General features: G+C 70.6%; 20 protein-coding genes. 12 read left to right on the forward strand and 8 right to left on the reverse strand.

The window, feature by feature from the left end:
* Window positions 1-93: 93 nt before the first annotated feature.
* On the reverse strand, window positions 94-693 hold the full coding sequence (locus P9K36_RS25290) for an ActR/PrrA/RegA family redox response regulator transcription factor (protein WP_043350065.1): 600 nt from the start codon (window positions 691-693) through the stop codon (window positions 94-96).
* Window positions 694-739: 46 nt separating this feature from the next.
* On the reverse strand, window positions 740-2125 hold the full coding sequence (locus P9K36_RS25295; protein WP_043350081.1) for an ActS/PrrB/RegB family redox-sensitive histidine kinase: 1386 nt from the start codon (window positions 2123-2125) through the stop codon (window positions 740-742).
* A 257-nt stretch (window positions 2126-2382) separates the two neighbouring features.
* On the opposite strand from P9K36_RS25295, the gene phaZ reads away from it, so the two are divergent.
* The 11 genes from phaZ to P9K36_RS25350 all read left to right on the forward strand — a co-directional run bounded on the left by phaZ (window position 2383) and on the right by P9K36_RS25350 (window position 14964).
* A complete protein-coding gene (gene phaZ / locus P9K36_RS25300) occupies window positions 2383-3660 on the forward strand; it encodes a polyhydroxyalkanoate depolymerase (RefSeq protein WP_043384766.1) in 1278 nt (425 codons plus the stop codon).
* Between the two features lie 436 nt (window positions 3661-4096).
* Window positions 4097-5683, forward strand: a complete 1587-nt coding sequence (locus P9K36_RS25305; RefSeq protein WP_043759640.1) for an ABC transporter substrate-binding protein — start codon at window positions 4097-4099, stop codon at window positions 5681-5683.
* A gap of 263 nt (window positions 5684-5946) precedes the next feature.
* A complete protein-coding gene (locus P9K36_RS25310) occupies window positions 5947-6888 on the forward strand; it encodes an ABC transporter permease (protein ID WP_043350057.1) in 942 nt (313 codons plus the stop codon).
* A gap of 95 nt (window positions 6889-6983) precedes the next feature.
* Window positions 6984-7859, forward strand: coding sequence for an ABC transporter permease (locus P9K36_RS25315; RefSeq protein ID WP_052083912.1), 876 nt, complete (start codon window positions 6984-6986; stop codon window positions 7857-7859).
* Window positions 7859-8872, forward strand: a complete 1014-nt coding sequence (locus tag P9K36_RS25320; RefSeq protein WP_043350053.1) for an ABC transporter ATP-binding protein — start codon at window positions 7859-7861, stop codon at window positions 8870-8872. Before P9K36_RS25315 ends, P9K36_RS25320 begins: the two co-directional genes overlap by 1 nt.
* Window positions 8869-9885, forward strand: a complete 1017-nt coding sequence (locus P9K36_RS25325) for an oligopeptide/dipeptide ABC transporter ATP-binding protein (RefSeq protein WP_043759645.1) — start codon at window positions 8869-8871, stop codon at window positions 9883-9885. The genes P9K36_RS25320 and P9K36_RS25325 overlap by 4 nt, the downstream gene beginning before the upstream one ends.
* Before the next feature lie 133 nt (window positions 9886-10018).
* Window positions 10019-11158 (forward strand): amidohydrolase/deacetylase family metallohydrolase, encoded by a 1140-nt coding sequence (locus P9K36_RS25330; RefSeq protein ID WP_111474328.1) that lies wholly within the window; start codon window positions 10019-10021, stop codon window positions 11156-11158.
* Between the two features lie 157 nt (window positions 11159-11315).
* Window positions 11316-12086 carry an ABC transporter ATP-binding protein gene (locus tag P9K36_RS25335; protein ID WP_043350049.1) on the forward strand — a complete coding sequence of 257 codons (771 nt, stop codon included), beginning with the start codon at window positions 11316-11318 and terminating at the stop codon, window positions 12084-12086.
* On the forward strand, window positions 12079-13002 hold the full coding sequence (locus tag P9K36_RS25340) for an ABC transporter permease (protein WP_051976149.1): 924 nt from the start codon (window positions 12079-12081) through the stop codon (window positions 13000-13002). Before P9K36_RS25335 ends, P9K36_RS25340 begins: the two co-directional genes overlap by 8 nt.
* 172 nt (window positions 13003-13174) lie before the next feature.
* Window positions 13175-14263 (forward strand): putative sulfate exporter family transporter, encoded by a 1089-nt coding sequence (locus P9K36_RS25345; protein WP_043384759.1) that lies wholly within the window; start codon window positions 13175-13177, stop codon window positions 14261-14263.
* A gap of 251 nt (window positions 14264-14514) precedes the next feature.
* On the forward strand, window positions 14515-14964 hold the full coding sequence (locus P9K36_RS25350; RefSeq protein ID WP_278306201.1) for a MucR family transcriptional regulator: 450 nt from the start codon (window positions 14515-14517) through the stop codon (window positions 14962-14964).
* On the opposite strand, the gene P9K36_RS25355 is transcribed toward P9K36_RS25350, so the two are convergent.
* The 6 genes from P9K36_RS25355 to P9K36_RS25380 all read right to left on the reverse strand — a co-directional run bounded on the left by P9K36_RS25355 (window position 14937) and on the right by P9K36_RS25380 (window position 22159).
* The gene (locus P9K36_RS25355; protein WP_043351624.1) at window positions 14937-15287 is read right to left on the reverse strand and encodes a hypothetical protein; all 351 of its coding nucleotides are present in this window, start codon (window positions 15285-15287) and stop codon (window positions 14937-14939) included. The genes P9K36_RS25350 and P9K36_RS25355 overlap by 28 nt on opposite strands.
* Before the next feature lie 189 nt (window positions 15288-15476).
* On the reverse strand, window positions 15477-17081 hold the full coding sequence (locus P9K36_RS25360; RefSeq protein ID WP_111473551.1) for an ABC transporter ATP-binding protein: 1605 nt from the start codon (window positions 17079-17081) through the stop codon (window positions 15477-15479).
* Between the two features lie 3 nt (window positions 17082-17084).
* Entirely contained in the window at window positions 17085-18506 is a 1422-nt protein-coding gene (locus P9K36_RS25365) for a M20 family metallopeptidase (protein ID WP_111473550.1), read from the reverse strand.
* A gap of 60 nt (window positions 18507-18566) precedes the next feature.
* Window positions 18567-19502 carry an ABC transporter permease gene (locus P9K36_RS25370; RefSeq protein WP_111473549.1) on the reverse strand — a complete coding sequence of 312 codons (936 nt, stop codon included), beginning with the start codon at window positions 19500-19502 and terminating at the stop codon, window positions 18567-18569.
* 14 nt (window positions 19503-19516) lie between these two features.
* A complete protein-coding gene (locus P9K36_RS25375; RefSeq protein ID WP_111473548.1) occupies window positions 19517-20434 on the reverse strand; it encodes an ABC transporter permease in 918 nt (305 codons plus the stop codon).
* 192 nt (window positions 20435-20626) lie between these two features.
* Window positions 20627-22159, reverse strand: coding sequence for an ABC transporter substrate-binding protein (locus P9K36_RS25380; RefSeq protein WP_075381045.1), 1533 nt, complete (start codon window positions 22157-22159; stop codon window positions 20627-20629).
* 170 nt (window positions 22160-22329) lie between these two features.
* Here P9K36_RS25380 and P9K36_RS25385 point away from each other — a divergent pair, with 170 nt between their 5' ends.
* A complete protein-coding gene (locus P9K36_RS25385; protein ID WP_043351634.1) occupies window positions 22330-23232 on the forward strand; it encodes a LysR family transcriptional regulator in 903 nt (300 codons plus the stop codon).
* The last annotated feature ends 7 nt before the right edge of the window (window positions 23233-23239 follow it).

The following is a 23239-nucleotide window of genomic DNA, read 5'->3' on the forward strand; positions in this document are numbered from 1 at the left end:
TCGAATAGATTTCGCGTCCCGGACGCGCCGTCCGGGACGCGCGCAGCTAGCCCGGAGCGGCCGCGTGATGCAACCGACGGGACGGATCCCGTGTCAGCGCGGCGCGCGCTTGGCCAGGATCCGCTGCAGGGTCCGCCGGTGCATGTTGAGGCGCCGGGCGGTCTCGCTCACGTTGCGGCTGCACAGCTCGTAGACGCGCTGGATGTGCTCCCAGCGGACCCGGTCCGCCGACATCGGGTTCTCCGGCGGGTCGGCCCGCTCGCCCGGCTGCGCCATCAGCGTGCCGTGGATCTCGTCGGCATCGGCGGGTTTGGCGAGGTAGTCGAAGGCGCCGAGCTTCACCGCGGTCACCGCCGTGGCGATGTTGCCGTAGCCGGTCAGGATCACGCCCCGGGCCTCGGGACGGCGCTCCTTGAGGCGGGCGATCACGTCCAGGCCGTTGCCGTCGCCCAGGCGCATGTCGATCACCGCGAAGGCGGGGGCGCGCGCCTCGACGGCCGAGACGCCGTCCGCGACGCTGTCGGCCACCTGCACGTGGTAGCCGCGGCTCTCCATGGCGCGGGCGAGGCGGGTCTGGAAGGGCTTGTCGTCGTCAACGATCAACAGGCTGCGGTCGGAGAAGGCGGCCAGCGGATCGGCATCGTCGATCACGGCGGGGTTGGTCGCCGCCACAGTCCCGGGCTGCGTGAGCATCCGACACTCCTTTTGGGTTTTCGTCGTCGGGTTCTTGGTCTGTGCCTCATATAGGTACGGCATCGCGCGGTGGCAGGGGGGCGCGGATACTGAGTTCCGGAGAATGTCGCGGCGCCGCCCCCCGCTCGAAGATGTGGCGGGCCCAGGAGACCCGCACGATCGCCCCATGGGCGTCCGGCGCGGCGACGTTCATCAGGGCGAGCTGCGCCCCCGAGCGCTCGATCAGGGTCTTGGCGATGAACAGGCCCAGGCCGAGCCCGGCCCCCACGGTCTCGCCGGATTGCGGCCGGTCGTGGCTGCGGGTCGTGACGTAGGGCTCGCCGGCCCGCAGCAGCACCTCGCTGGAGAAGCCCGGCCCGTCGTCGCGGATCTCGATCCAGACCCGGTCGGGCGTCCAGCGCCCCTCGACGGAGACGCGGGCCTCGGCGAAGTCCACGGCGTTGTCGAGGATGTTGGCGAGGCCGAACATGACGCCCGGGTTGCGGCGGCAGGCCGGCTCCGGGCCGTCGCCGGCGCTGGTGACGTCGAGGGCGGCGCCCAGCGCCCGCTGGGGCGCCACCAGCTCCTCCACGAGGTGGCTGAACGTGACCGTCTCCAGGAAGCCGACCCCGTCCCCGTCGAGGGAGGTCAGCTTGCCGAGGATGCCGCGGCAGCGGTCGACCTGCTCGCGCAGCAGGTTGAGATCCTCCGCGACCGCCGGCGAGGCGGTGGGGCCGAGCTGGCGGATCAGCTCCTTGGTCACCACCATGATGGTGCCCAGCGGCGTGCCCAATTCATGGGCAGCGGCGGCCGCCAGCCCGTCGAGCTGCGACAGGTGCTGCTCGCGGGCGAGCACGAGTTCGGTGGCGGCGAGCGCCTGGGCGAGGAGCCGCGTCTCCTCCGCCACCCGCCACGCGTAGACGCCCGTGAAGGCGGTGCCGAGCAGGATCGCCGTCCAGACGCCGGAGACATACAGGAACGGCAGCTCGATCCGCCCGTCGGCGAACCAGGGCAGGGGCCGGTGCACCAGGGCGAGCAGGGTCGCGAGCCCCACCGCCAGAAGCCCCAGCGCCAGCGTCCGCTCGGGCGGGAGGGCGGTCGCGGAGATCAGCACGGGGGCGAGGAACAGCAGCGAGAACGGATTCTGGAGCCCGCCGGTGAGGAACAGCAAAGCCGCGAGCTGCACGATGTCGAAGGCGAGCAGCAGCGCGGCCGAATCGTCGCTGAGACGGTAGCTCGCGGGGAATCGGATCCGCAGGGCGAGGTTCAGCCAGGACGAGGTGGCGATCACCAGGAAGCACCAGCCGAAGGGGAGCGGCAGGCCGAGGCCGAACTGCGCCCCGACCACCGCCGCGCTCTGGCCCGTGACGGCGAGCCAGCGGAGGCGGACGAAGGTGTCGAGCCGCAGGTGTCGGGCGTCGCGGCCGAGGCCGCTGAGATCGGTATCGGGCATGCTGTGTTTCGATGCGTCGCCGGACGGACCCGACCGGCCCGGCTTCTCGCGGATCCCCACCGCATGACGCGGTGGCGGGGATCCCGGCAAGCCGACCCGGACAAGTCGTCGCTGGTGAACGTGGTCACAGGCAAGTCGCCGCGGCTCCGGGATGTTCCACCGGCGTTCAGGGTGGAGCATTATCCTACCGATTCGGGTTGCAGGGGACGGGCCGTGCGGCGCAATGCCGGCGGCCGGACCGAGACCGCGAGGTGACGATGCTGCTGGCCTATTCGATGTACGAGGGCGCCCGCGCCCTGATGGCGCCCGCCCGCGTTGCCGCCGATCTGACGCGCTACGGGCTGCAGCTGCCGGGCAACCCCCTGGCCTACGGCCCCTATGCACGCGCGGTGAGCGCTGGCTGCGAGATGTTCGAGCGCGTCACCCGCCAGTACGGCAAGCCCGCCTTCGGCTTCACCGAGACGGTCGTCGACGGCGCGCCGGTCCCGGTCACCGAGCGGGTGGTCTGGGAGCGGCCGTTCTGCCGCCTGATCGCCTTCGACCGCGCCTTCCCGACGCCCCCCGCCGAGGCGCAGCCCAAGCTGCTGATCGTCGCGCCGATGTCGGGCCACTACGCCACGCTCCTGCGCGGCACCGTCGAGGCGATGCTGCCGAACCACCGGGTGTTCGTCACCGACTGGACCGATGCCCGGATGGTGCCGCTGTTCGCGGGCCAGTTCGACCTCGACGATTACATCGACTACCTGCAGGAGATGTTCGCCGTCCTCGGGCCGGACCTGCACGTCATGGCGGTGTGCCAGCCGGCGGTGCCGGTCTTCGCCGCGGTGGCGCTGATGGAGGCGGCCGACGAGCCGGCGGTGCCGACCTCCATGACCCTGATGGGTGGCCCGATCGACACCCGCCGCTCGCCCACCGCGGTGAACTGCCTCGCGCAGGAGCGCGGCCAGGCGTGGTTCGAGCAGAACACGATCAGCCTCGTGCCGCCGATCTACCCGGGGGCGTGGCGCCGGGTCTATCCGGGCTTCCTGCAGCTGTCGGGCTTCATGGCGATGAACCTCGACCGGCACGTCACCGCCCATTCGGACATGTTCGACCACCTGGTGAAGGGCGACGGCGATTCGGCCGAGAAGCACCGCGAATTCTACGACGAGTACCTCGCCGTGATGGACCTGACGGCCGAGTACTACCTCCAGACCGTGCAGACCGTGTTCGTCGACCACGCCCTGCCCACGGGTCGGATGCGCCACCGGGACACGCTGGTCGATCTCGGAGCCATCCGCCGCTGCGCGATCCTCGCGGTCGAGGGCGAGAACGACGACATCTCCGGCGTCGGCCAGACCAAGGCGGCCCTAGACCTCACGCCGAACCTGCCCGACGCCCGCAAGGCCTACCATCTCCAGGCCGGCGTCGGCCATTACGGCGTGTTCAACGGCTCCCGCTACCGGGCGGTGATCGCCCCCCGTATCGCCGCCTTCATCCGCGCCATGCAGGCGGTGCCCGGCACGCGGGGCAGCCACCTGCGGCAGGTGGGCTGAGGCGTTACGTCCAGCCTCCGCCCGCCGCGCCCGGGACAGGCGCGACGGGCCCCGTCCCCTGCGGGCGACGATGCTCACACGGCTCCGACCGCTGCGCGCCGCGCAGTGAGGCCGCACCGGCTCCGGCGAAGTCTCGCCCTGCGCCCGCGCGCGAAAAAATCCCCCGCCGATCCTGAATACATAACGCAGTGATGGCCGGACTGGCGCGGGGCTTGCGAGATGCGCCCCGTGACCTGGATCCGCGCAAGCACCGCCCGCGCACGCACCGCCTGCGCCCAGCCCGACTCCGTCCCCAGACCGGTGGTCGCGCGGGCGCTTGCCAGAGCTCCATTGTCACGCCGGGCCATTGCGCCCCTGCTTAAGAATTGTTCAAACTCGCCCGCAAGGTGTGGGCCGGCGCTTCGGGCCTGAGACCCGCACCGCCAGGGAGAAGACGATGGACCGCAGGACGTTCCTGAAGGGCTCGGCCGCGCTCGGGCTGGCGGCACCGCAGATCGCGCGGCCGGCCCTGGCGCAGGGCGCGAAGGTGCTGCGCTTCGTGCCGCAGGCGAACCTCGCCAATTTCGACCCGATCTGGGGGACCCAGTACGTGGTGCGCAACGCCGGCACCCTCGTCTGGGACATGCTCTACGGCGTCGACGCGCAGCTGAAGCCGCAGCGCCAGATGGTCGAGTCCGAGGAGGTCTCGGGCGACAAGCTGACCTGGACCTTCCGGCTGCGCCCCGGCCTCAAGTGGCACGACGGCGAGCCGGTGCTGGCCAAGGACGTGGTGGCGAGCCTCACCCGCTGGATGGCCCGGGACCCGATCGGCCTGATGATCCGGGGAATCCAGGACGACCTCGCGGCGACCGACGACAAGACCTTCCAGTGGCGCCTGAAGAAGCCCTTCCCGAAGCTGCTCTACGCGCTCGGCAAGACCAACGCGCCGATGGCCCTGATGATGCCGGAGCGGATCGCCAAGACCGACCCGTTCACGCAGATCTCCGAATATGTCGGCTCGGGCCCGATGAAGTTCGTCCGCAACGAGTGGGTGCCGGGCGCCCGGGCGGTGTTCGAGACCTTCACCGACTACAAGCCCCGCGACGAGCCGAATTCCTGGCTCGCGGGCGGCAAGCGCATGCTGGTCGACCGGGTCGAGTGGGTGATCATGCCGGACGCCGCCACCGCCTCGGCGGCCCTGCAGAACGGCGAGGTCGACTGGTGGGAGAACCCGATCTCCGACCTCGTCCCGCTGCTGCGCAAGAACAGCAACCTCAACGTCGATATCGCCGACCCGCTGGGCAATGTCGGCTCGTTCCGGATGAACCACCTGCACCCGCCCTTCGACAATCCGAAGATCCGGCAGGCGGTCATGACCGCGATGAGCCAGGAGGATTACATGCGGGCGATCGTCGGCGACGACGACAGCCTGTGGAAGAAGCTGCCGGGTTTCTTCACGCCGGGGACGCCCCTCTACAGCGAGGCGGGCGGCGGCAACGTCGGCAAGGGCGACATCAAGCTCGGCCAGAAGCTGCTCAAGGAAGCCGGCTACAAGGGCGAGCCGGTGGTCTGCATCGTGGCGCAGGATCAGGGAATCACCAAGGCGCAGGGCGACATCACCGCCGACCTCTTGAAGCAGATGGGCTTCAACGTCGACTTCGTCGCCACCGACTGGGGCACCACCGGCACCCGCCGGGCCTCCAAGGCGCCGCCGTCCCAGGGCGGCTGGAACATGTTCCACACGTGGCACGCGGGCGCCGACTGCATCAACCCGGCGGGCTACCCGGCGGTGCGGGCGAGCGGCGACAAGGCGTGGTTCGGCTGGCCGAACATCCCGCCGGTGGAGACCGCCATCGCCGAATGGTTCGACGCCGCCGACCCGGCCGCCGAGAAGGCCGCCATCGACAAGGTCAACGCCGCCGCCTGCGAGGGCGTGGTCTACGTCCCGACCGGGTTCTTCCTCGGCTACCAGGCGTGGCGGAAGAACGTCTCGGGCATCGTGAAGGGGCCGATCCCGTTCACCTGGGGCGTGTCGAAGGCGTGATGGGGCGGGTGGTGATCATGCCGGCGAACGCGACGCGTTCTCCCTCCCCCCTCTGCGGGGGAGGGTGGCCCTCGCGTCAGCGAGGGTCGGGAGAGGGGAGCGACGATGCAGGATCGGGCTTCGCCCTTCATGCAGGCCGCGCCCCTTCCGGAAGCCGGGTTCCCCTCTCCCGACCCCCTTCGGCGGCCACCCTCCCCCGCAGAGGGGAGAGGGGGTGCGGCGGCGCCCGCCGCGCCCTTCGTCCCACGGCCTAGCGAGGACCCATGCTCGGCTATATCGGCAGGCGCATCCTCGCCACCATCCCGGTCATGGCGGTGGTCGGGCTGTTCGTCTTCAGCCTCCTCTACTTCGCCCCCGGCGATCCGGCGGCGATCATCGCGGGCGACCAGGCGACGCCCGACGACGTCGCCCGGATCCGCGCCACGCTGGGCCTCGACCGGCCGTTCCTGGTGCGGTTCTGGGAATGGTCCTGGCAGATCCTCCACGGGGATCTCGGCACCTCGATCTTCACCAACCTGCCGGTCACCACCATGATCGGCCAGCGCGTGCAGCCCACCGTCTCGCTGATGCTGGTCACCCTGGTCTTCGCCATCGTGGTGGCGGTGCCGCTCGGCGTCGTCGCCGCCTGGAAGGCCGGCAGCCTGATCGACCGCCTCGTGATGGGCCTCGCCGTGACGGGCTTCTCGGTCCCGGTCTTCGTGGTCGGCTATGTGCTCGCCTACGTCTTCGCCCTCGAACTCGGCTGGCTGCCCGTCCAGGGCTACACGCCGATCGAGCAGGGCCTGTGGCCCTGGCTGTCCAACCTGATCCTGCCGGCGGTGACGCTCGGCCTCGTCTACATCGCGCTGATCGCCCGGGTGACCCGGGCGACCATGCTCGACGTGCTCCAGCAGGATTACGTCCGCACCGCCCGGGCGAAGGGGCTGGGGCAGGGGCCGGTCCTGTTCGTCCACGCCCTCAAGAACGCCGCGGTGCCGATCGTCACCGTGATCGGCATCGGCATCGCCCTGCTGATCGGCGGCGCGGTGGTGACCGAGACGGTCTTCGCGATTCCCGGCCTCGGGCGCCTCACCGTCGATGCGATCCTGCGGCGCGACTACCCGGTCATCCAGGGCGTCGTCCTGCTGTTCAGCTTCGTCTACGTGCTGGTGAACCTCGCCATCGACCTCTTCTACACCGTGCTCGACCCGAGGATCCGCTATTGACCGCGACCGTCGCGCCCTTCCCCAGCAGCGCCCCGCAGGCGGGGACCCCGTCCGAGGCGACCGCCCCCAAGGCGCCCCCGCCGCCGGGCCTCGCCATCGCGGCGCCGCTGCCCGACGTGTTCCCGGCCCGCAAGCGCCGGGGCCCGGTCTGGACCTATATCCGCCGCAACCCGACCATCGTGGTCGGGGGCGTGCTGCTCCTCGTCGTCTTCCTGATGGCTTTGCTGGCGCCGTATCTCGGCACCGTCGACCCGACCGCCCTGGCGCCCGCCAAGCGCACCCGGGCTCCGTCCGCGCAATACTGGTTCGGCACCGACATGCTCGGCCGCGACGTCTACTCGCGGGTGGTCTACGGCGCCCGGGTCTCGCTGCTGGTCGGCTTCTCGGTGGCGTTCCTCGCCTCGATCGCCGGCCTCGCGGTCGGACTCGTCTCCGGCATGGTGCGCTGGCTCGACGGGATCGTCATGCGGGTCGTCGACGGCATGATGTCGATCCCGCCGATCCTGCTCGCGGTCGCGCTGATGGCGCTGACCCGCGGCTCGGTCCAGAACGTGATCATCGCGATCACCATCGCGGAGATCCCGCGGGTCGCCCGCCTCGTGCGCGGCGTGGTCCTGTCCCTGCGCGAGCAGCCCTATGTCGAGGCGGCGGTGACCACGGGCACCCGGATGCCGGCGATCATCTGGCGCCACATCCTGCCCAACACGCTGGCGCCTATGACCGTGCAGGCGACCTACATCTGCGCCTCCGCGATGATCACCGAGGCGATCCTGTCGTTCATCGGCGCGGGCGTGCCGCCCTCGACGCCGTCCTGGGGCAACATCATGGCCGAGGGCCGGGCCCTCTGGCAGGTGAAGTTCTACATCATCCTGTTCCCGGCGATCTTCCTCTCGATGACGGTGCTGGCCGTGAACCTCGTCGGCGACGGCCTGCGCGACGCCCTCGATCCCCGCATGGCGAAAGACGTCTGATGAGGACCGGCAGCATGAGCGGCGCACCCCTCCTGTCGATCGAGAACCTGCAGGTCCATTTCCGCACCCCCGACGGGGTGAACCGGGCGGTGGACGGGGTCTCGTTCGCGATCCAGTCGGGGGAGACCCTGGCGATCGTCGGCGAATCCGGCTGCGGGAAGTCGGTGACGTCCATGTCGATCCTGCGGCTCCTGCCCGAGCCGCCGGCCCGCATTGCCGGCGCCATCAAGTTCGAGGGGACCAACCTCCTCGACCTGCCCAACAGCGCCATGCGCAAGATCCGCGGCAACGACATCAGCGTGATCTTCCAGGAGCCGATGACCTCGCTGAACCCGGTCCTGACGGTCGGCCGCCAGATCGGCGAGACCCTGCGCCTGCACCAGGGGCTCGGCCGACGCGAGGCCGAGGAGCGGGCAATCGAGATGCTGACGCTGGTCGGCATCCCCGAGCCGCGGCGCCGGGTGCGGGAATACCCGCACCAGCTCTCCGGCGGCATGCGCCAGCGGGTGATGATCGCCATCGCGCTCGCCTGCTCGCCCAAGCTCCTGATCGCCGACGAGCCGACCACGGCGCTCGACGTGACCATCCAGGCCCAGATCCTCGACCTGATGCGCGACCTGAAGGCCCGGGTCGGGGCCGCGATCATGCTGATCACGCACGATCTCGGGGTGGTGGCCGAGGTCGCCGACCGGGTGGTGGTGATGTATGCCGGCCGCAAGGTCGAGGAGGCGCCGGTCCGCGACCTGTTCCGGGCGCCCCGCCATCCCTACACGCGGGGCCTGATGGGGGCGGTGCCGAAGCTCGGCGCCGTCGAGCACGGGGCCGACGCGCGGCTCGCCGAGATCCCCGGCATGGTGCCGAGCCTGAAGGGCCGGATCGAGGGCTGCGTCTTCGCCGGGCGCTGTCCGGACGTGACCGACCTGTGCCGCGCCTACGCGCCGGCCCTGGAGCCGAAGGCGCCGGGCCACCTCGCCGCCTGCCACTACGCGCCGAAGGACGCCCTCGCGGCATGAGCGCCCCGCCCGCACCCCCCGCCCGCACCCTGCTGGAGGTCAACGACCTCAAGAAGCACTTTTCCCTCGGCGGCGGCCTGTTCGGCCGGTCGACCCGCGTGCTGAAGGCCGTGGACGGCCTGTCCTTCACGGTCGCCCGGGGCGAGACCCTGTCGCTCGTCGGCGAATCCGGCTGCGGCAAGTCCACCGTCGCCAAGGCGCTGATGCGCCTCTACGCGCCCACCGCCGGACAGGTGGTGCTCGACGGGCGGCGCATCGACGACCTCTCGGCCGGAGCGCTCCGGCCCCTGCGGCGCCACATCCAGATGGTGTTCCAGGACCCGTTCTCGTCCCTCAACCCGCGGATGCGGGTGCGGGCGATCCTGGCCGAGCCGATCCGCAATTTCGGCCTCGCCCGCAATGCCGCCGACCTCGAGGCGAAGCTCGCCAGCCTGATGGAGCGGGTCGGCCTGCCCCGCGAGGCGCTGGGCCGGTTCCCACACGAGTTCTCGGGGGGCCAGCGCCAGCGCATCGGCATCGCCCGGGCGCTCGCCGCCGAGCCGGACCTGATCATCTGCGACGAGGCGGTCTCGGCGCTCGACGTCTCCGTGAAGGCGCAGATCGTCAACCTGCTGCGGGATCTTCAGCGCGAGCTCGACCTCGCCATGCTGTTCATCAGCCACGACCTCGCCATCGTCGAGCACATGACCCACCGGGTGGCGGTGATGTATCTCGGCAAGATCGTCGAGATCGGGCCCCGCCGCGATCTGTTCTTGGCCCCGAAGCACCCCTACACGCAGGCCCTGCTCTCGGCGGTGCCGATCCCCGAGCCCGGGGCCGGGCGCACCCGCATCGTGCTCAAGGGCGACGTGCCGAGCCCGATCAACCCGCCCTCCGGCTGCCGCTTCCACACCCGCTGCCCGCACGCCTTCGACCGCTGCCGGACCGAGGTGCCCGGCCTCGACGCAGTGGGCACCGGCCATTTCGCCGCCTGCCACCTCAACGACGCGGCCGCGCCGGCCCGGGCGGCCTGACGGAGCCGTCTTTGCGAGCGCAGCGAAGCAACCCGGTGCGGCGCGCGATCCCCGAGCGTGGCGGATCCCTGGGTCGCTTCGCTGCGCGCGCGATGACGGATCGGATCCCTGCAGACGGCTTTTGGAGACAACCGTGCAGCACGACCTCATCCTGAAGGGCGCGCGGGTCATCGACCCGTCGCAGAACCACGACGGGATCTGCGACGTCGCCTTCGCGGACGGACGGGTCTCGGGCTTCGGCCGCGACCTGCCGGCCGGCCCGGGCACGCAGGTCCGCGACATGGAAGGCGCCATCGTCACGCCGGGCCTGATCGACCTGCACACCCATGTCTATTGGGGCGGCACGTCGCTGGGCATCGACGCCGACGAATTCTGCCGCACCTCCGGGGTGACCACCTCGGTGGATACCGGCAGCGCGGGACCCGGCAACTTCGCGGGCTTCCGCAGCCACGTGATCGAGCGGTCGCAGGCGCGGATCCTCGCCTACCTGCACGTCTCCTTCGCGGGCATCTTCGGGTTCTCGAAGACCATCATGGTCGGCGAGAGCGAGGATCCGCGGCTGATGGCGCCCCGGGAGGCCGTGGAGGTCGCCGAGGCCAACCGGGACGTGATCGTCGGCATCAAGGTCCGGGTCGGGCGCCACGCCTCCGGCGACCAGGGTACCGCGCCGCTGGACATTGCCCTGCAGGTCGCCGAGGAGACCGGCCTTCCGCTGATGGCCCATATCGACGAGCCGCCGCCGAGCTACGAGGCCGTGCTCGCCATGCTCCGCCCCGGCGACGTGCTGACCCACGCGTTCCGGCCCTTCCCGAACTCGCCCGTGACCGCGCAGGGCGCTGTGAAGCCGGCGCTGCGCGAGGCCCGGGCGCGGGGGGTGCTGTTCGACATCGGCCACGGCAAGGGCTCCTTCGCCTTCCGGACGGCGCGGGCCATGCTGGCGGGGGGCTTCCTGCCGGACACGATCTCGTCGGACGTGCACCAGCTCTGCATCGAGGGGCCGGCCTTCGACCAAGTCACCACCATGTCGAAGATGCTCTGCCTCGGCATGAGCCTCACCGACGTCATCGCCGCCTCCACGGTGAACGCCGCCGTGGCGCTGAAGCGCATGGAATACGGGACCTTGAAGGTCGGGGCGCTGGGCGACGCCACCGTGCTGGCGGTGCGGGACGGGGCCTTCGACTACGTCGACACGCGGGGGGAGACCATGACCGGCGCCCAGCGGATCACCGCCGAGGGCGTGGTGCTGAAGGGCCGGTGGTGGCATCCGGCCTGACCGCGCCGGGGCCGGACCTGCAGGTCCTCGGTCCGATCGCATACAGAATATCGACCTTTACAGCCTCTTCGGCGGCCCGATACACTTTCCCGTGAGGGGCGGGCCATCGCCGGCCCTCTGCGACACGCGGTCGAAGCTGCGGCGCCAGGGAGGATGGATGGACACGGGTCAGCCTCTGCTGGAGGTCGACGGCGTCACACTCCGCTACAAGACGCCCGAGCACCTCGTCACCGCCACCTACCGGGTGAGCTTCCGGGTCTGGCCCGGGGACCGGTTCGTCCTGCTCGGGCCCTCCGGCTGCGGGAAGTCGACCCTGCTCAAGGCGGTGGGCGGCTACATGGCCCCCACCGAGGGCGAGATCCGCCTGAAGGGCCGCCCGGTCACCGAGCCCGGCCCCGACCGGATGATGGTGTTCCAGGAATTCGACCAGCTCCTGCCCTGGAAGACCGTGCGGCAGAACGTGGTCTTCGCGCTGGAAGCCTCGGGCCGGCTCAAGGGCCGGGAGGCCCTGGACCGGGCCAACCTCTACATCGACAAGGTCAACCTCACGAAGTTCGCCGACAGCTATCCCCACACCCTGTCGGGCGGGATGAAGCAGCGCGTCGCCATCGCCCGCGGCATGGCCATGGAGCCCGACATCCTGCTGATGGACGAGCCCTTCGCGGCGCTCGACGCGCTCACCCGGCGGCGCATGCAGGACGAGCTGCTGATGCTGTGGGAGGGCACGCGCTTCACCGTGCTGTTCGTCACCCACTCGATCCCCGAGGCGATCAAGGTCGGCTCCCGCATCCTGCTGCTCTCGCCCCATCCCGGCGAGGTGAAGGCCGAACTCAACAGCGCCGAATCCCCGGAGGCGGCGCTGCAGCTGGAGAGCCGAATCCAGCACATGCTGTTCTCGGAAGAGATCGAGGAGGCCGAGAATGTCTAGCGCGCAAGCCCTGACCGGCGCCCCGCTGACCGGCGTCGCGCCGCGCCTGACGCCCGTGGAATCCGGCCGCCCTGAGATCGTGCGCGAGACCGGCCACGCCCATGGCGCCACGGTGGTGGAGAAGCCCCTGTCGCTCGCCGAGCGGCTCTACAACCAAGCCTGGCTGCGCAAGATCGTGATCCTCGTCCTCCTGGCCGGGATCTGGGAGGCCTACGGGCGCTACCTCGACAACGACCTGCTGTTCCCGACCTTCTCGGCCACCGTGGAGGCCTTCTTTCGGGGTATCGCGGACGGCACGCTGCCGGCCCGCGCCTGGTCGTCGCTCAAGGTGCTGCTCATGGGTTACGCCGCCGGCATCGCCCTGGCGACCGTGCTCACGGGCCTCGCCATCGCGTCGCGGATCGGGACCGATCTGCTCGAGACCCTGACGTCGATGTTCAACCCGCTGCCGGCCATCGCACTGCTGCCCCTGGCGCTGATCTGGTTCGGCCTGGGCAACGGCAGCCTGATCTTCGTGCTGGTCCACTCGGTGACCTGGGCGATCGCGCTGAACACCCATTCCGGCTTCCTGTCGGTGAGCCGGACGCTGAAGATGGTCGGGCGCAATTACGGGCTGTCGGGACCGCGGCTGATCGGCAAGATCCTGATCCCGGCGGCCTTTCCCGCGATCCTCACCGGGCTGAAGGTCGGCTGGGCCTTCGCGTGGCGCACCCTGATCGCCGCCGAGCTGGTCTTCGGCGTGTCGTCCGGGGCGGGCGGGCTCGGCTGGTTCATCTTCGAGAACAAGAACATGCTCGACATCCCGAACGTGTTCGCCGGTCTGCTCACCGTCATCCTGATCGGCCTCGTGGTCGAGAACCTGATCTTCCAGACGATCGAGCGGCGCACCGTCCAGCGCTGGGGCATGCAGGCCTGAGGCGCCGCGGCGCCCGACGACCGGGAGCGTCCCGGCGCGCGGTCGGGTCCACCGTGTCCTTAGATGCGTCTTCTCGAACGATGCCTGAATAGAGAAGTAACTTCTCTTTTGCGTGGGTGCGACGAACGTTTTCTTCCTATAAGCTCCGTCGACGACCGCGGAGTCCGATCCTGTGAGCCTCGAATCCTCTTCCCAGGCAGCCCCGACGCCGGCGCTTCCCGAGCGGGGCGGCCGGTCGGATACGGCCGCCTCGGTCCTGCCCGGCATCGGCCTGTGCGCGGCGATCACCGCGGTGGCGATGGCCGCGCAGGCGCTGGAGGAGCGGGTCGCCGGCCATCCCTATATCGAGGCCCTGGTCCTGGCGATCCTGGTCGGCATCGCGGTGCGCACCGCCTGGACGCCCCCGGCCCGGTTCCGAACCGGCATCGCCTTCTCGGCCAAGCAGCTCCTCGAAGTCGCCGTCGTGCTGCTCGGCGCCTCCCTGAGCCTCGGGGCGATCCTCGCCTCCGGCCCGGCGCTGCTGGCCGGCATCGTCGGGACCGTGGTCCTCGGCATCGCCGCCAGCGTGGCGATCTGCCGGGTGCTGGGCCTGCCGGCCCGGATGGCGATCCTCGTCGCCTGCGGCAACGCCATCTGCGGCAACTCGGCCATCGCCGCGGTGGCGCCGGTGATCGGAGCGGAGCCGAAGGACATCGCCGCCGCCATCGCCTTCACGGCGGTGCTCGGGGTGCTGATGGTGCTCGGCCTGCCGCTGTTCGTGCCGCTCGCCGGCATGACCGACAACCAGTACGGCGTGCTGGCGGGGCTCACCGTCTACGCGGTGCCGCAGGTGCTGGCCGCGACCGTGCCGGTGAGCCTGCTGTCGACCCAGGTCGGAACCCTGGTGAAGCTCGTCCGCGTGCTGATGCTCGGCCCGGTCGTGGTGGCGTTCTCGCTGATCGCGCCCCGGCTGCCGCAGGCGGCGGGGGCGCCGGGCGCGCCGGCCCGTCCCGGCCTCACCAAGCTCGTGCCCTGGTTCATTGTCGGCTTCCTGGCCCTGGCCACCCTGCGCTCCCTGGGCCTCGTCCCGGATGCCGCGGTGAAGCCGCTGACCCAGCTCGCCGGCGTGCTCACGGTCCTGTCCATGGCCGCCCTGGGGCTCGGGGTCGACGTGCGGGTTCTCGCCCGGGTCGGCGGCCGGGTCACCCTCGCCGTCATCGCCTCCCTCGCCGTCCTGATCGTCCTCAGCCTCACGCTGATCCGCGTCCTCGGGATCGGCTGACGCCGCGCCGTCCTGCGCTCCGGCCGGATGTGGCGCGGTATTTCCCGGCCTGTGCGCGTCCGGCGCCTGTAACCGGGGCAGGATCGGCATCTTTGTGCAGGTGACGGATCCTTTTCGCGGGCGATCGCGCCCGTTCGGATCGAAAAGCCCTTTCGGTGATCGACTGTCTTTCAAGACCGTCTTGACACATCCGCGATTTTTGCTTTGGAACCACGTCCATCGTCGTCGAAAGCTTCGGATGGACTCGCGCAGTGCCTGAACAGAATCCCGAGAGCCGCCTCCGGTTGGTCACGTTGGTCGGCGAGATCGCCGCCGCCTACGTCTCGAACAATTCCGTTCCGCCGACGGCGCTGCCGGAGCTGATGGCGAGCGTGCATGGAGCGCTGGCGGCCCTCGACGGGCAACCGGCTGCCCCGGCGGAACCGGCCGTGGAGCGGCCGACGCCGGCACAGATCCGGAAGTCGGTCCAGGAGGACGGCATCGTCAGCTTCATCGACGGCCGGACCTACAAGACCCTGAAGCGCCATCTCACCGCCCACGGCCTCACGCCGGAGCGGTATCGCGAGCGCTACGGCCTGCCGGAGGATTACCCGATGACCGCGCCCGGCTACGCCGCGCAGCGCTCCGCGCTCGCCAAGGCGATCGGCCTCGGCGTGCCCGGCGGGCGCAGCGATCAGCGCAGGACCGGCACCGGCGGCTGATCGGCGGCGCGGCGGGAGCCCGGTGGCGGCGCGCTCTCGGCCTTGCGGCTCTGGAACGGAAGCACCTGCGCGGGGCCCGGGACGGACCTGCCGAGCGCGGCGCGGTCCGGACGCCCGAACGTGTCGGCCCAGCTCAGCTTGATCACGTGGCAATCCGGAGCCGCGGACGTGGTCTCCTCCGCGGGGGGCGGTGCCTTGCGGTTGCCGGCGCTGATCCAGCGCACGATCCGGTGCTCGCGCCCGCGGCGCAGCGCCGGCGGTCCATCCGGCGCGCTGCGCCGGCGGATCGCTTGCCTGTCGTCGGTCCTGTCTGAGATCGACACGCTGAATCACCCCGTCCGCAGTCGGGGCGGGAGCGAGGACGGATAGCGGGTGCAGCCGTGGATCCGTCGGGGTGCTCCACCCGCGACAACGGCGCTATCCTACTGAACTTGCAGGGGCCGGACAGGGCGGTCCCGTCCAAAAAACTTGTCTCTGCGTCCCAGATTGGCCCGGTCCCGGCCCCGGCGGGCTCAGGAGGCGTGCGCGCCCGGCACCGCCGCGAGGAGGCTGCGGGTGTAGGCGTGCTCCGGCGCGGCGAACAGCTCCGCGGTGCCCCGCATCTCCACGATGGCGCCGCGGTGCATCACGGCGATCCGGTCGCAGATCGTGGCGGCCACCCGCAGGTCGTGGGTGATGAACAGCATCGCCAGGGACAGGCGCTGCTTCAGATCCTCCAGCAGGTCCAGCACCTGCCGCTGGACGGAGACGTCGAGCGCCGAGACCGCCTCGTCGGCCACCAGCACGTCCGGCTCCATGGCGAGCGCCCGGGCGATGCCGATGCGCTGGCGCTGCCCGCCCGAGAAGGCGTTCGGGTAGCGGGCGGCGGCCTTCGGATCGAGGCCGACGAGGTCGAGGAGGTTTCGGGCCCGCTCCCGGGCCTCGGCGGCCGGGACCCCATGGGCGATCGGCCCCGCCGTGATGATCTGCTCCACGGTGCGCCGCGGGTTCAGCGACGCGAACGGGTCCTGGAAGATCATCTGGATGCGGCTGCGCTTGTCGCGCAAGGCCGTCTTGCCGAGGGCCGTGTAGTCGAGGTCCCCCAGCCGGACCGTGCCGCCGTCGGGCTCGATCAGCCGGATCGCGAGCCGCGCCGTGGTCGACTTGCCCGACCCGGATTCGCCCACGATCCCAAGGGTCTCGCCGCGGCGAACGTCGAACGAGACCTCCTTCACGGCGGCCACGACCCGTGGCTTGCCGAACAGGCCGGAGCGCCCGGAATAGGTCTTGGACAGCCCGGTCACCGAGAGGGCGACCGGGGCCGCCGCGAGGGGCGCGCGCGGCGGCGGCGTGAGGCTCGGGACGGCGGCGAGCAACGCCTTGGTGTAGGGTGCCTGCGGATTGCGCAGCACCGCCTCGGCCGTGCCGGATTCCACGAGCCGGCCGCGCTGGAGCACTGCCACGTGGTCGGCGATCTCCGCGACCACGCCGAAATCGTGGGTGATGAACAGGACGCTCATCCCGCGCTTCCGCTGCAGGTCGCGGATCAGCCGGAGGATCTGGGCCTGGGTGGTGACGTCGAGGGCCGTGGTCGGCTCGTCGGCGACCAGCACCGAGGGCTCCAGCGCCAGCGCCATGGCGATCATCGCCCGCTGCCGCTGGCCGCCGGAGAGCTGGTGCGGGTAGGCCCGCACCGCCTCTTCCGGGTTCGGCAGGCCGACCTCGGTGGCGAGCGCCACCGCCCGGGCCCAGCGCTCGCCGCGGGTGAGCAGGTTGTGCGCCTCGAACATCTCGGCGATCTGGTCGCCGACCCGCATCACCGGGTTCAGCGCCGTCATCGGCTCCTGGAACACCATGGCGATGCGCCGGCCGCGCAAACCGCGCCACGCGGGCTCATCGAGGGTCAGGAGATCCCGGCCCTCGAACAGGATCGTGCCGGCCGTCGGCTTCAGCGCCCGGGGCAGGAGGCCGGTCAGCGCGTAGGCGCTCATCGACTTGCCCGAGCCCGATTCCCCGACCACGCACAGGATCTTCCCGGCCTCGAGGTCGAGGTTCAGACCCTCGACCGCGTGCGGGCGGTCGGCGCCCTTGGGGAGCGCGATCGTCAGATCGCGGATGCGGACGACCGGCGCGCTCATGGTTCAGGCCCTCGCTTTGCGGCGACGGAGGATGTCGGGTCCGGCCTCACCGAGATCCCAGAACAGGCCGGCCATGATCGCCAGGCCCTCGCGGGTGCCGGAGGCGAGCATGTGCTCGTCGGGCCCGTGCTGGCGGCAGGCCGGGTAGGAATGCGGCACCCAGAGGGTCGGCAGGCCCAAAATCTCCGAGAAGGCGTCGTTCGGCAACGAGCCGCCGAGATTGGGCAGCAGCGCCGGTTTTTTGCCCGAACTCGCCTCGATCGACTGGAGCGCCCACTCGACCCAGGGGTCCTCGACCGGGAGCCGCGTCGCCTGGAACACCTCCGCGGCGCGGGCCGGCCGGACCTCGATCATCGGGAAGCCGTGCGCGTCGAGATGGGCGCGGACGTTCCGGATCAGGTTCTGCCAGTCGGTGCCGACCACGAAGCGCAGCTGCAGGGTCGCCTTGGCGTGGGGCGGGACGGCGTTGAGCGGGCCGTCCGGATCGCCGGTCTTGAAGGCCAGCACCTCCAGGGTGTTCCAGGCGAAGACCCGCTCGGCCGGACTCAGGCCCGGTTCGCCCCAGTCGGCATCGATCGTGGGCGCGGTCGGGTCCTCGCCGACGCGGATGTCGGCGAGCGCCGCGCGCACGCCCTCGGGGATCGGCGGCGGCCGCAGGGCGTCCACCAGGATGCTGCCCCGCGCGTCGACCATCGAGGCGATCGCCGAGGCCAGCACCGTGCCGGGGTTGCGCAGCAGGCCGCCCCAGTTGCCGGAATGGTGCGGGCCCTCGCGCAGGTTGAGGCTCAGCTCGAAATTGTAGGCGCCGCGGGAGCCCAGGAAGAGGGTCGGGCGCTCGCCGTTGAGGCGCGGCCCGTCCGAGGCGATCAGCACGTCCGAGCGGAGGGAATCGGCCTGTTCCCGGCAGAACGGCCGCAGGCCCGGGGAGCCGGATTCCTCGCCCATCTCGATCAGGAGCTTCACGTTGAAGCCGAGATGGCCCTCGCGGGCCGCGATCACCTGCTCCAGGGCGGCGAGGTTGAGGACGTGCTGGCCCTTGTTGTCGGCGGTGCCGCGCCCGTACCAGCGGTCACCCTCGACCACGATCTCCCAGGGGCCGAGGCCCGCGCGCCACTGCTCGGGATAGCCCCGCACCGTGTCGCCGTGGCCGTAGATCAGCACGGTCGGCAGGTCCGCGCCCTCGCGCCGCTCGGCGATCAGGAACGGGCCGTGCACCCCGTCCGGGTTCGGGAAGATCTTCGGCGTCTCGAAGCCGAGCCGGGCGACGAGCGGCACGATAAAGGCGTCGAGATAGGCGCGGAGCGCCGCCTCCTGGCCGGGGGCCTGGCTCTCGGTGGGCATCGCCACCGCCTCCCGCAGGAGGGCGAGGAACGCGCCCGAATCGAAAGCCTCCGTGGCGCGCGCGATGGCGGCGTCTCGCGTCATGGTGTGTTTCCCGTGAAACATTTTGGTAACCTGTCGACGGGCCCTGGCCCGGCGAAGCCGTCAGTTGCGCGCCTCGGGGGCGGTGATGTCGCGCAGGCCGTCGCCCAGGAGGTTGATCGCCAGCACGAGGAGGAGGAGCGCCACGCCCGGGATGGTGATCACCCAGGGCTGGAAGAACATGTACTGCTTGCCCTCGGCGATCATCAGGCCCCAGGAGGGCAGGGGCGGCTGGACGCCGAGGCCGAGGAACGACAGGGCGGCCTCCAGCAGGATCGCGTGGGCCATCTCCAGGGTCGCCACGACGATCAGGGCGTTCATGATGTTGGGCAGGATCTCCTGGCGGAGGATCCGCAGGTCGGTCAGACCCGCGGCGCGGGCGGCCGAGACGAAATCCTGGTTGCGGATCTGCTGGGTCGCGGCCCGCGTCACGACGGCGAAGCGGTCCCAGAGCAGGAAGCCCAGTACCAGCACCACCACCTTCAGGGAGCCGCCGACCAGGGCCGCCATGGCGAGCGCCACCAGCACTACCGGCATGGCGAGCCGCGTGGTCACCACGTAGCTGACCACGGAGTCGACCCAGCCGCCGAAATAGCCGGCGCACAGGCCGAGCACCGTGCCGATCAGCCCCGAGATCAGCGCCGCCGAGATCCCGATCAGGAGGGAGATCTGGCCGCCGTAGAGCAGGCGGCTCAGGTAGTCGCGGCCGAGCTTGTCGGTGCCGAGCACGTTCTCCCAGGAGCCCTTGGCCTGCCAGACCGGCGGGATCAGGCGGCGGGAAACGTCCTGCGCGTAGGGGTCGTGCGGCGCGATGAGCGGGGCGGCGAGCGCCGCCAGCACGATCAGCCCGAGGATTCCGGCCCCGATCAGGAAGCCGGTGTGGCGCAGGCCCCGCCGCAGGATCAGGCGGGTAGGGGAGGGCACCGCCGCCAGCGCGACCGGCGCGTCCGGGGGCAAAGCGGGGGCGGCGAGCGCCGCCGTGTCGGGGGGGAGGCTCATGGCGATCTCCGTCCTCAGGCCTGGCGCAGGCGCGGATCGAGGAAGGCGTTCAGGAGGTCGGCGGCCAGCGTCAGGCCGATGTAGATCATGGCCAGCACCAGCACGATCGCCTGGACGACCGGGAAGTCGTTGCGGGCGATCGACTCCCAGGCGAGCTGCCCGAGCCCCTGGAGCGAGAACACCGCCTCGATCACGATCGAACCGCCGAGCATGAAGCCGAACTGCACCGCCGACAGGGCGATCACCGGGATCACGGCGTTGCGCAGCGCGTGCCGCACCAGGATTTTTCTGGGCGGCAATCCCTTGGCACGTGCGGTGCGGACGTAGTCGGAGGCCAGCACCTCCAGCATGCCGTTGCGGGTGAGGCGCATCACGGCGGGCATCGCGTAGTAGCCGAGCGCGATTGCCGGCAGGACGAAGTTCTTCCACGTGGCGTTGCCCGAGACCGGCAGCCAGCGGAGGTTGACGGAGAAGATCAGGATCAGCGTCAGGCCGAACCAGAAGCTCGGCATCGCCTGGCCGAGCACCGAGACGGCGAGCGCCGTCCGGTCGATCCAGGTATCCCGCTTCACGGCGGCGACGACGCCCAGCGGGATCGCCACGAACAGGGCCACGGCGAGCGCGATGATGCCGAGATAGAGGGTGATCGGCAGGCGGGCGGCCAGCAGGTCGATCACGCTCTCGCGGAAATAGAAGGAGTTGCCGAAGTCGAGGTGCAAAGCCCGCCAGCCCCAGGTGAGGAACTGGGTCAGCAGCGGCTGGTCCAGTCCGTAATCCTGGCGGATCTGGGCGATCTGCGGCCCGGTGGCCTCCGGGCCGGCGATGGCGGTCGCGAGGTCGCCCGAGAGGTGGAGGAGCAGGAAGCTCGCCACCGAGACCGTGAAGGCCACCGCCAGGGCGACCAGCACGCGCCGGAACGTGAAGGCCAGCATGGGCTCAGGCTCCCTTTCGGCGATGCGGACCGGATCGGCTCCCGCCGTCGGAACCGGGGCGGATCGCGGGTTCCCTCTCCCGTGCGGGAGAGGGACAGGGTGAGGGGTGCGACCTCTCCGGGAAGACCTGATCCCTCACCCCAACCCTCTCCCGCACGGGAGAGGGAGCCGGTCGCGCCACGACCACCATCCTCACTTCCACGACGCCGCGTAGAAGCGCGGCACCTCGTCGGGCTGGGCGGTGAAGTTCAGGTCCGACGTGAAGGCGTAGTTGGTCGAGTAGGAGAACATCGGCAGGGCATAGGCCTCTCCGGCGATCCGCTGCAGCGCCTTGGCGTAGGCGGCCTTGCGGGTCTCCGGATCGGTGGAGCCGTCGCCCTTCTGGAGATCGGCGATCACCTGCGGATCCTTGGTCAGATCCTCCTCGCCGCCGCGGAAATACACCCCGTCGAAGGCCGAGACGTCGTTGACCGAGAACGACCCCCAGGTCTGGTAGCCGATCGAGGTCTTGCCGGCCCGCAGCGCATCCCGGAACGCCGCGTAGCGCAGGTAGTTCAGCCGCGCCTTGATGCCGACGGCGCCGAGATAGCCGATCACCGCCTCGGCGTAGTCGCGCTCGCGATAGGCGCCGAGGTCGATCTCGAAGCCGTTCGGGTAGCCGGCGTCCTTGAGCAGCGCCTTGGCCTTGGCGGGGTCGTAGGCGTAGCGCGGCACGCCCTGGTCGGTGCAGCCGAACTGGTCGACGAAGCACAGCGCGTTCATCACCCGCGAGGCGCCGCGCACGAGGTTGTCGACCATCGCCTTGCGGTCGATGGCGTAGGAGATCGCCTGCCGGACGCGCACGTCCTTGAGCGGCGAGTTCTCCTTGGCGCGGCCCAGCGTGTCGAACTGCAGGAAGCCGACCCGCATCGTCTCGGAGTTGAGCACCGTGATGTTGGGCGCGGCGCGCAGCTGCTCGGCCTGGTCGCTCGGCACCCGCCAGATCCAGTCGACGCCGCCGGTCATCAGCTCGGCCATCCGGCTCTCGCCGTCCGGGATGACGCGGAACTGCAGCTTGCCGATCTTCGGCTTACCCAGCGGACTGCCGGCCCAGTACTTGTCGAACCGCTCCATGGAGACGCCGCGGCCGCTGTCGACCTTGGTGATCCGGTACGGACCGCTGCCGATCGGCGCCTTGGCGAAGCCGTCGAGCCCGACCTTCTTGAAGTAATTGGCCGGGAAGATCGGGGTCGGGCCGGCGAGGTATTCCAGCGCCGCCGGGAACGGCGCCTTGAGGTGGATGCGGACATTATGCGGGCCCGTGACCTCCACCGACTTCATCCAGTCGACGTTCTGGCGGGTGACCGTGCGCGCCTCGGGCGTCAGCACGTAGTTGAACGTGAAGGCCACGTCCTCCGGCCCGAGCGGGTCGCCGTTGTGGAAGACCACGCCCTCGCGGATCGTGAGATCCAGGGTCGTGTCGTCCGCCCAGGTCCAGGCGGTCGCCAGCATCGGCTTGTAGGTGCCGTCCTTCTGGTCGCGGTACAGCAGGGTGTCCCAGCAGTTCCGGGCCAGGATCACGCCCTCGCGGGCGCTGTTGTGATACGGGCTGACATTCTCCGGCTCGCTGTCCGAGGCGTAGACCAGGGTGTCGTCGGCCTTCCCGGCCAGTGCCGGATGCGCGGCGATCAGGGTCGCGAACGAGGCGGCGAGGGTCGCGGCCCGGGTGAGAATCCGTAGCGGCATGCGGTCTCCGACGGCGCGGCGGACAGGTCCGGCGGATCGATCCGCGGCTGCCGCGTTTTTCACCCTGCCATGGTGTTGTGCATCTGGGATCGCAACAAGTAGAATTTGGCGAGTGCTGCGTTGCCGTATTGGCAATGTGCATGGCAGCATACAGCGTATCGAGCACGATAATGCAGACGACGGGCCTGCGCTACTTCCTGGCCGTGGCCCGCACCGGCTCGATTGCTGCGGCCTCGGCCCAGCTCAACGTGGCGGCCTCGGCGATCAGCCGGCAGATCGCCAACCTCGAAGCCGAGCTCGACTGCGTGCTGTTCGAGCGGCGCCCGCGCGGCATGGTGCCGAGCCCGGCCGGGGAGCTGCTGGCGCAGCACGCCCATCAGGTGCTGATCCGCTCCGAGCAGGTGGTCACCGAGATCCGGGAGCTGGAAGGGCTCGCCCGCGGGCTGATCCGGGTCGCCTGCTCCGAGGGCTTCTCCCTCGACATCGTGCCGAACGCGATCGCGGCCTTCCACGCGGCCCATCCCGGCATCCGCTTCGAGGTCACGGTCCAGCCCCCGGCCCAGGTCACCCAGACGGTGGCAGTGGGGGATGCCGATCTCGGGATCACCTTCGCGCTGACACCCACCGCGCAGGTCGAGGTGCTCTACGACGGGCAGGTCGATATGCTGGCGCTGGCCGCGCCCGACCATCCCCTCGCGCGGGCGCCCGCCCTGCGCCTCGCCGACCTGCTGGACTATCCCGTCGCCCTGCCGACCCGGGACACGACCCTGCGGCAGGTCTTCGACGCCGCCTGCGCGCACGAGGGCATCGCGGTGGAGCCGGTGCTGACCTCCAACAATCTCTCGGCGCTGCTGCCCTTCGTGCGGCGCTCCCGCGGCATCGCCCTGATGTCGGCGCTGTCGGTGCAGACGCCCCTGCGGCTCAACGAGCTTGTCAGCCTGCCGATCCAGTCCCGGACGAGCCTCGCCCGGGGCGTGAAGATCCAGGCGATGCGCGACCGGCGGCTGCCGAAGGCGGTGCGGGCATTCCTGCGCCAGCTGCTCGACGCGCTGCCGCCGCCGCGATCGCCGTGACCCTCGG

It is taken from the genome of Methylobacterium sp. 391_Methyba4 (assembly GCF_029691625.1).
Classification (GTDB): Bacteria; Pseudomonadota; Alphaproteobacteria; order Rhizobiales; family Beijerinckiaceae; genus Methylobacterium; species Methylobacterium fujisawaense.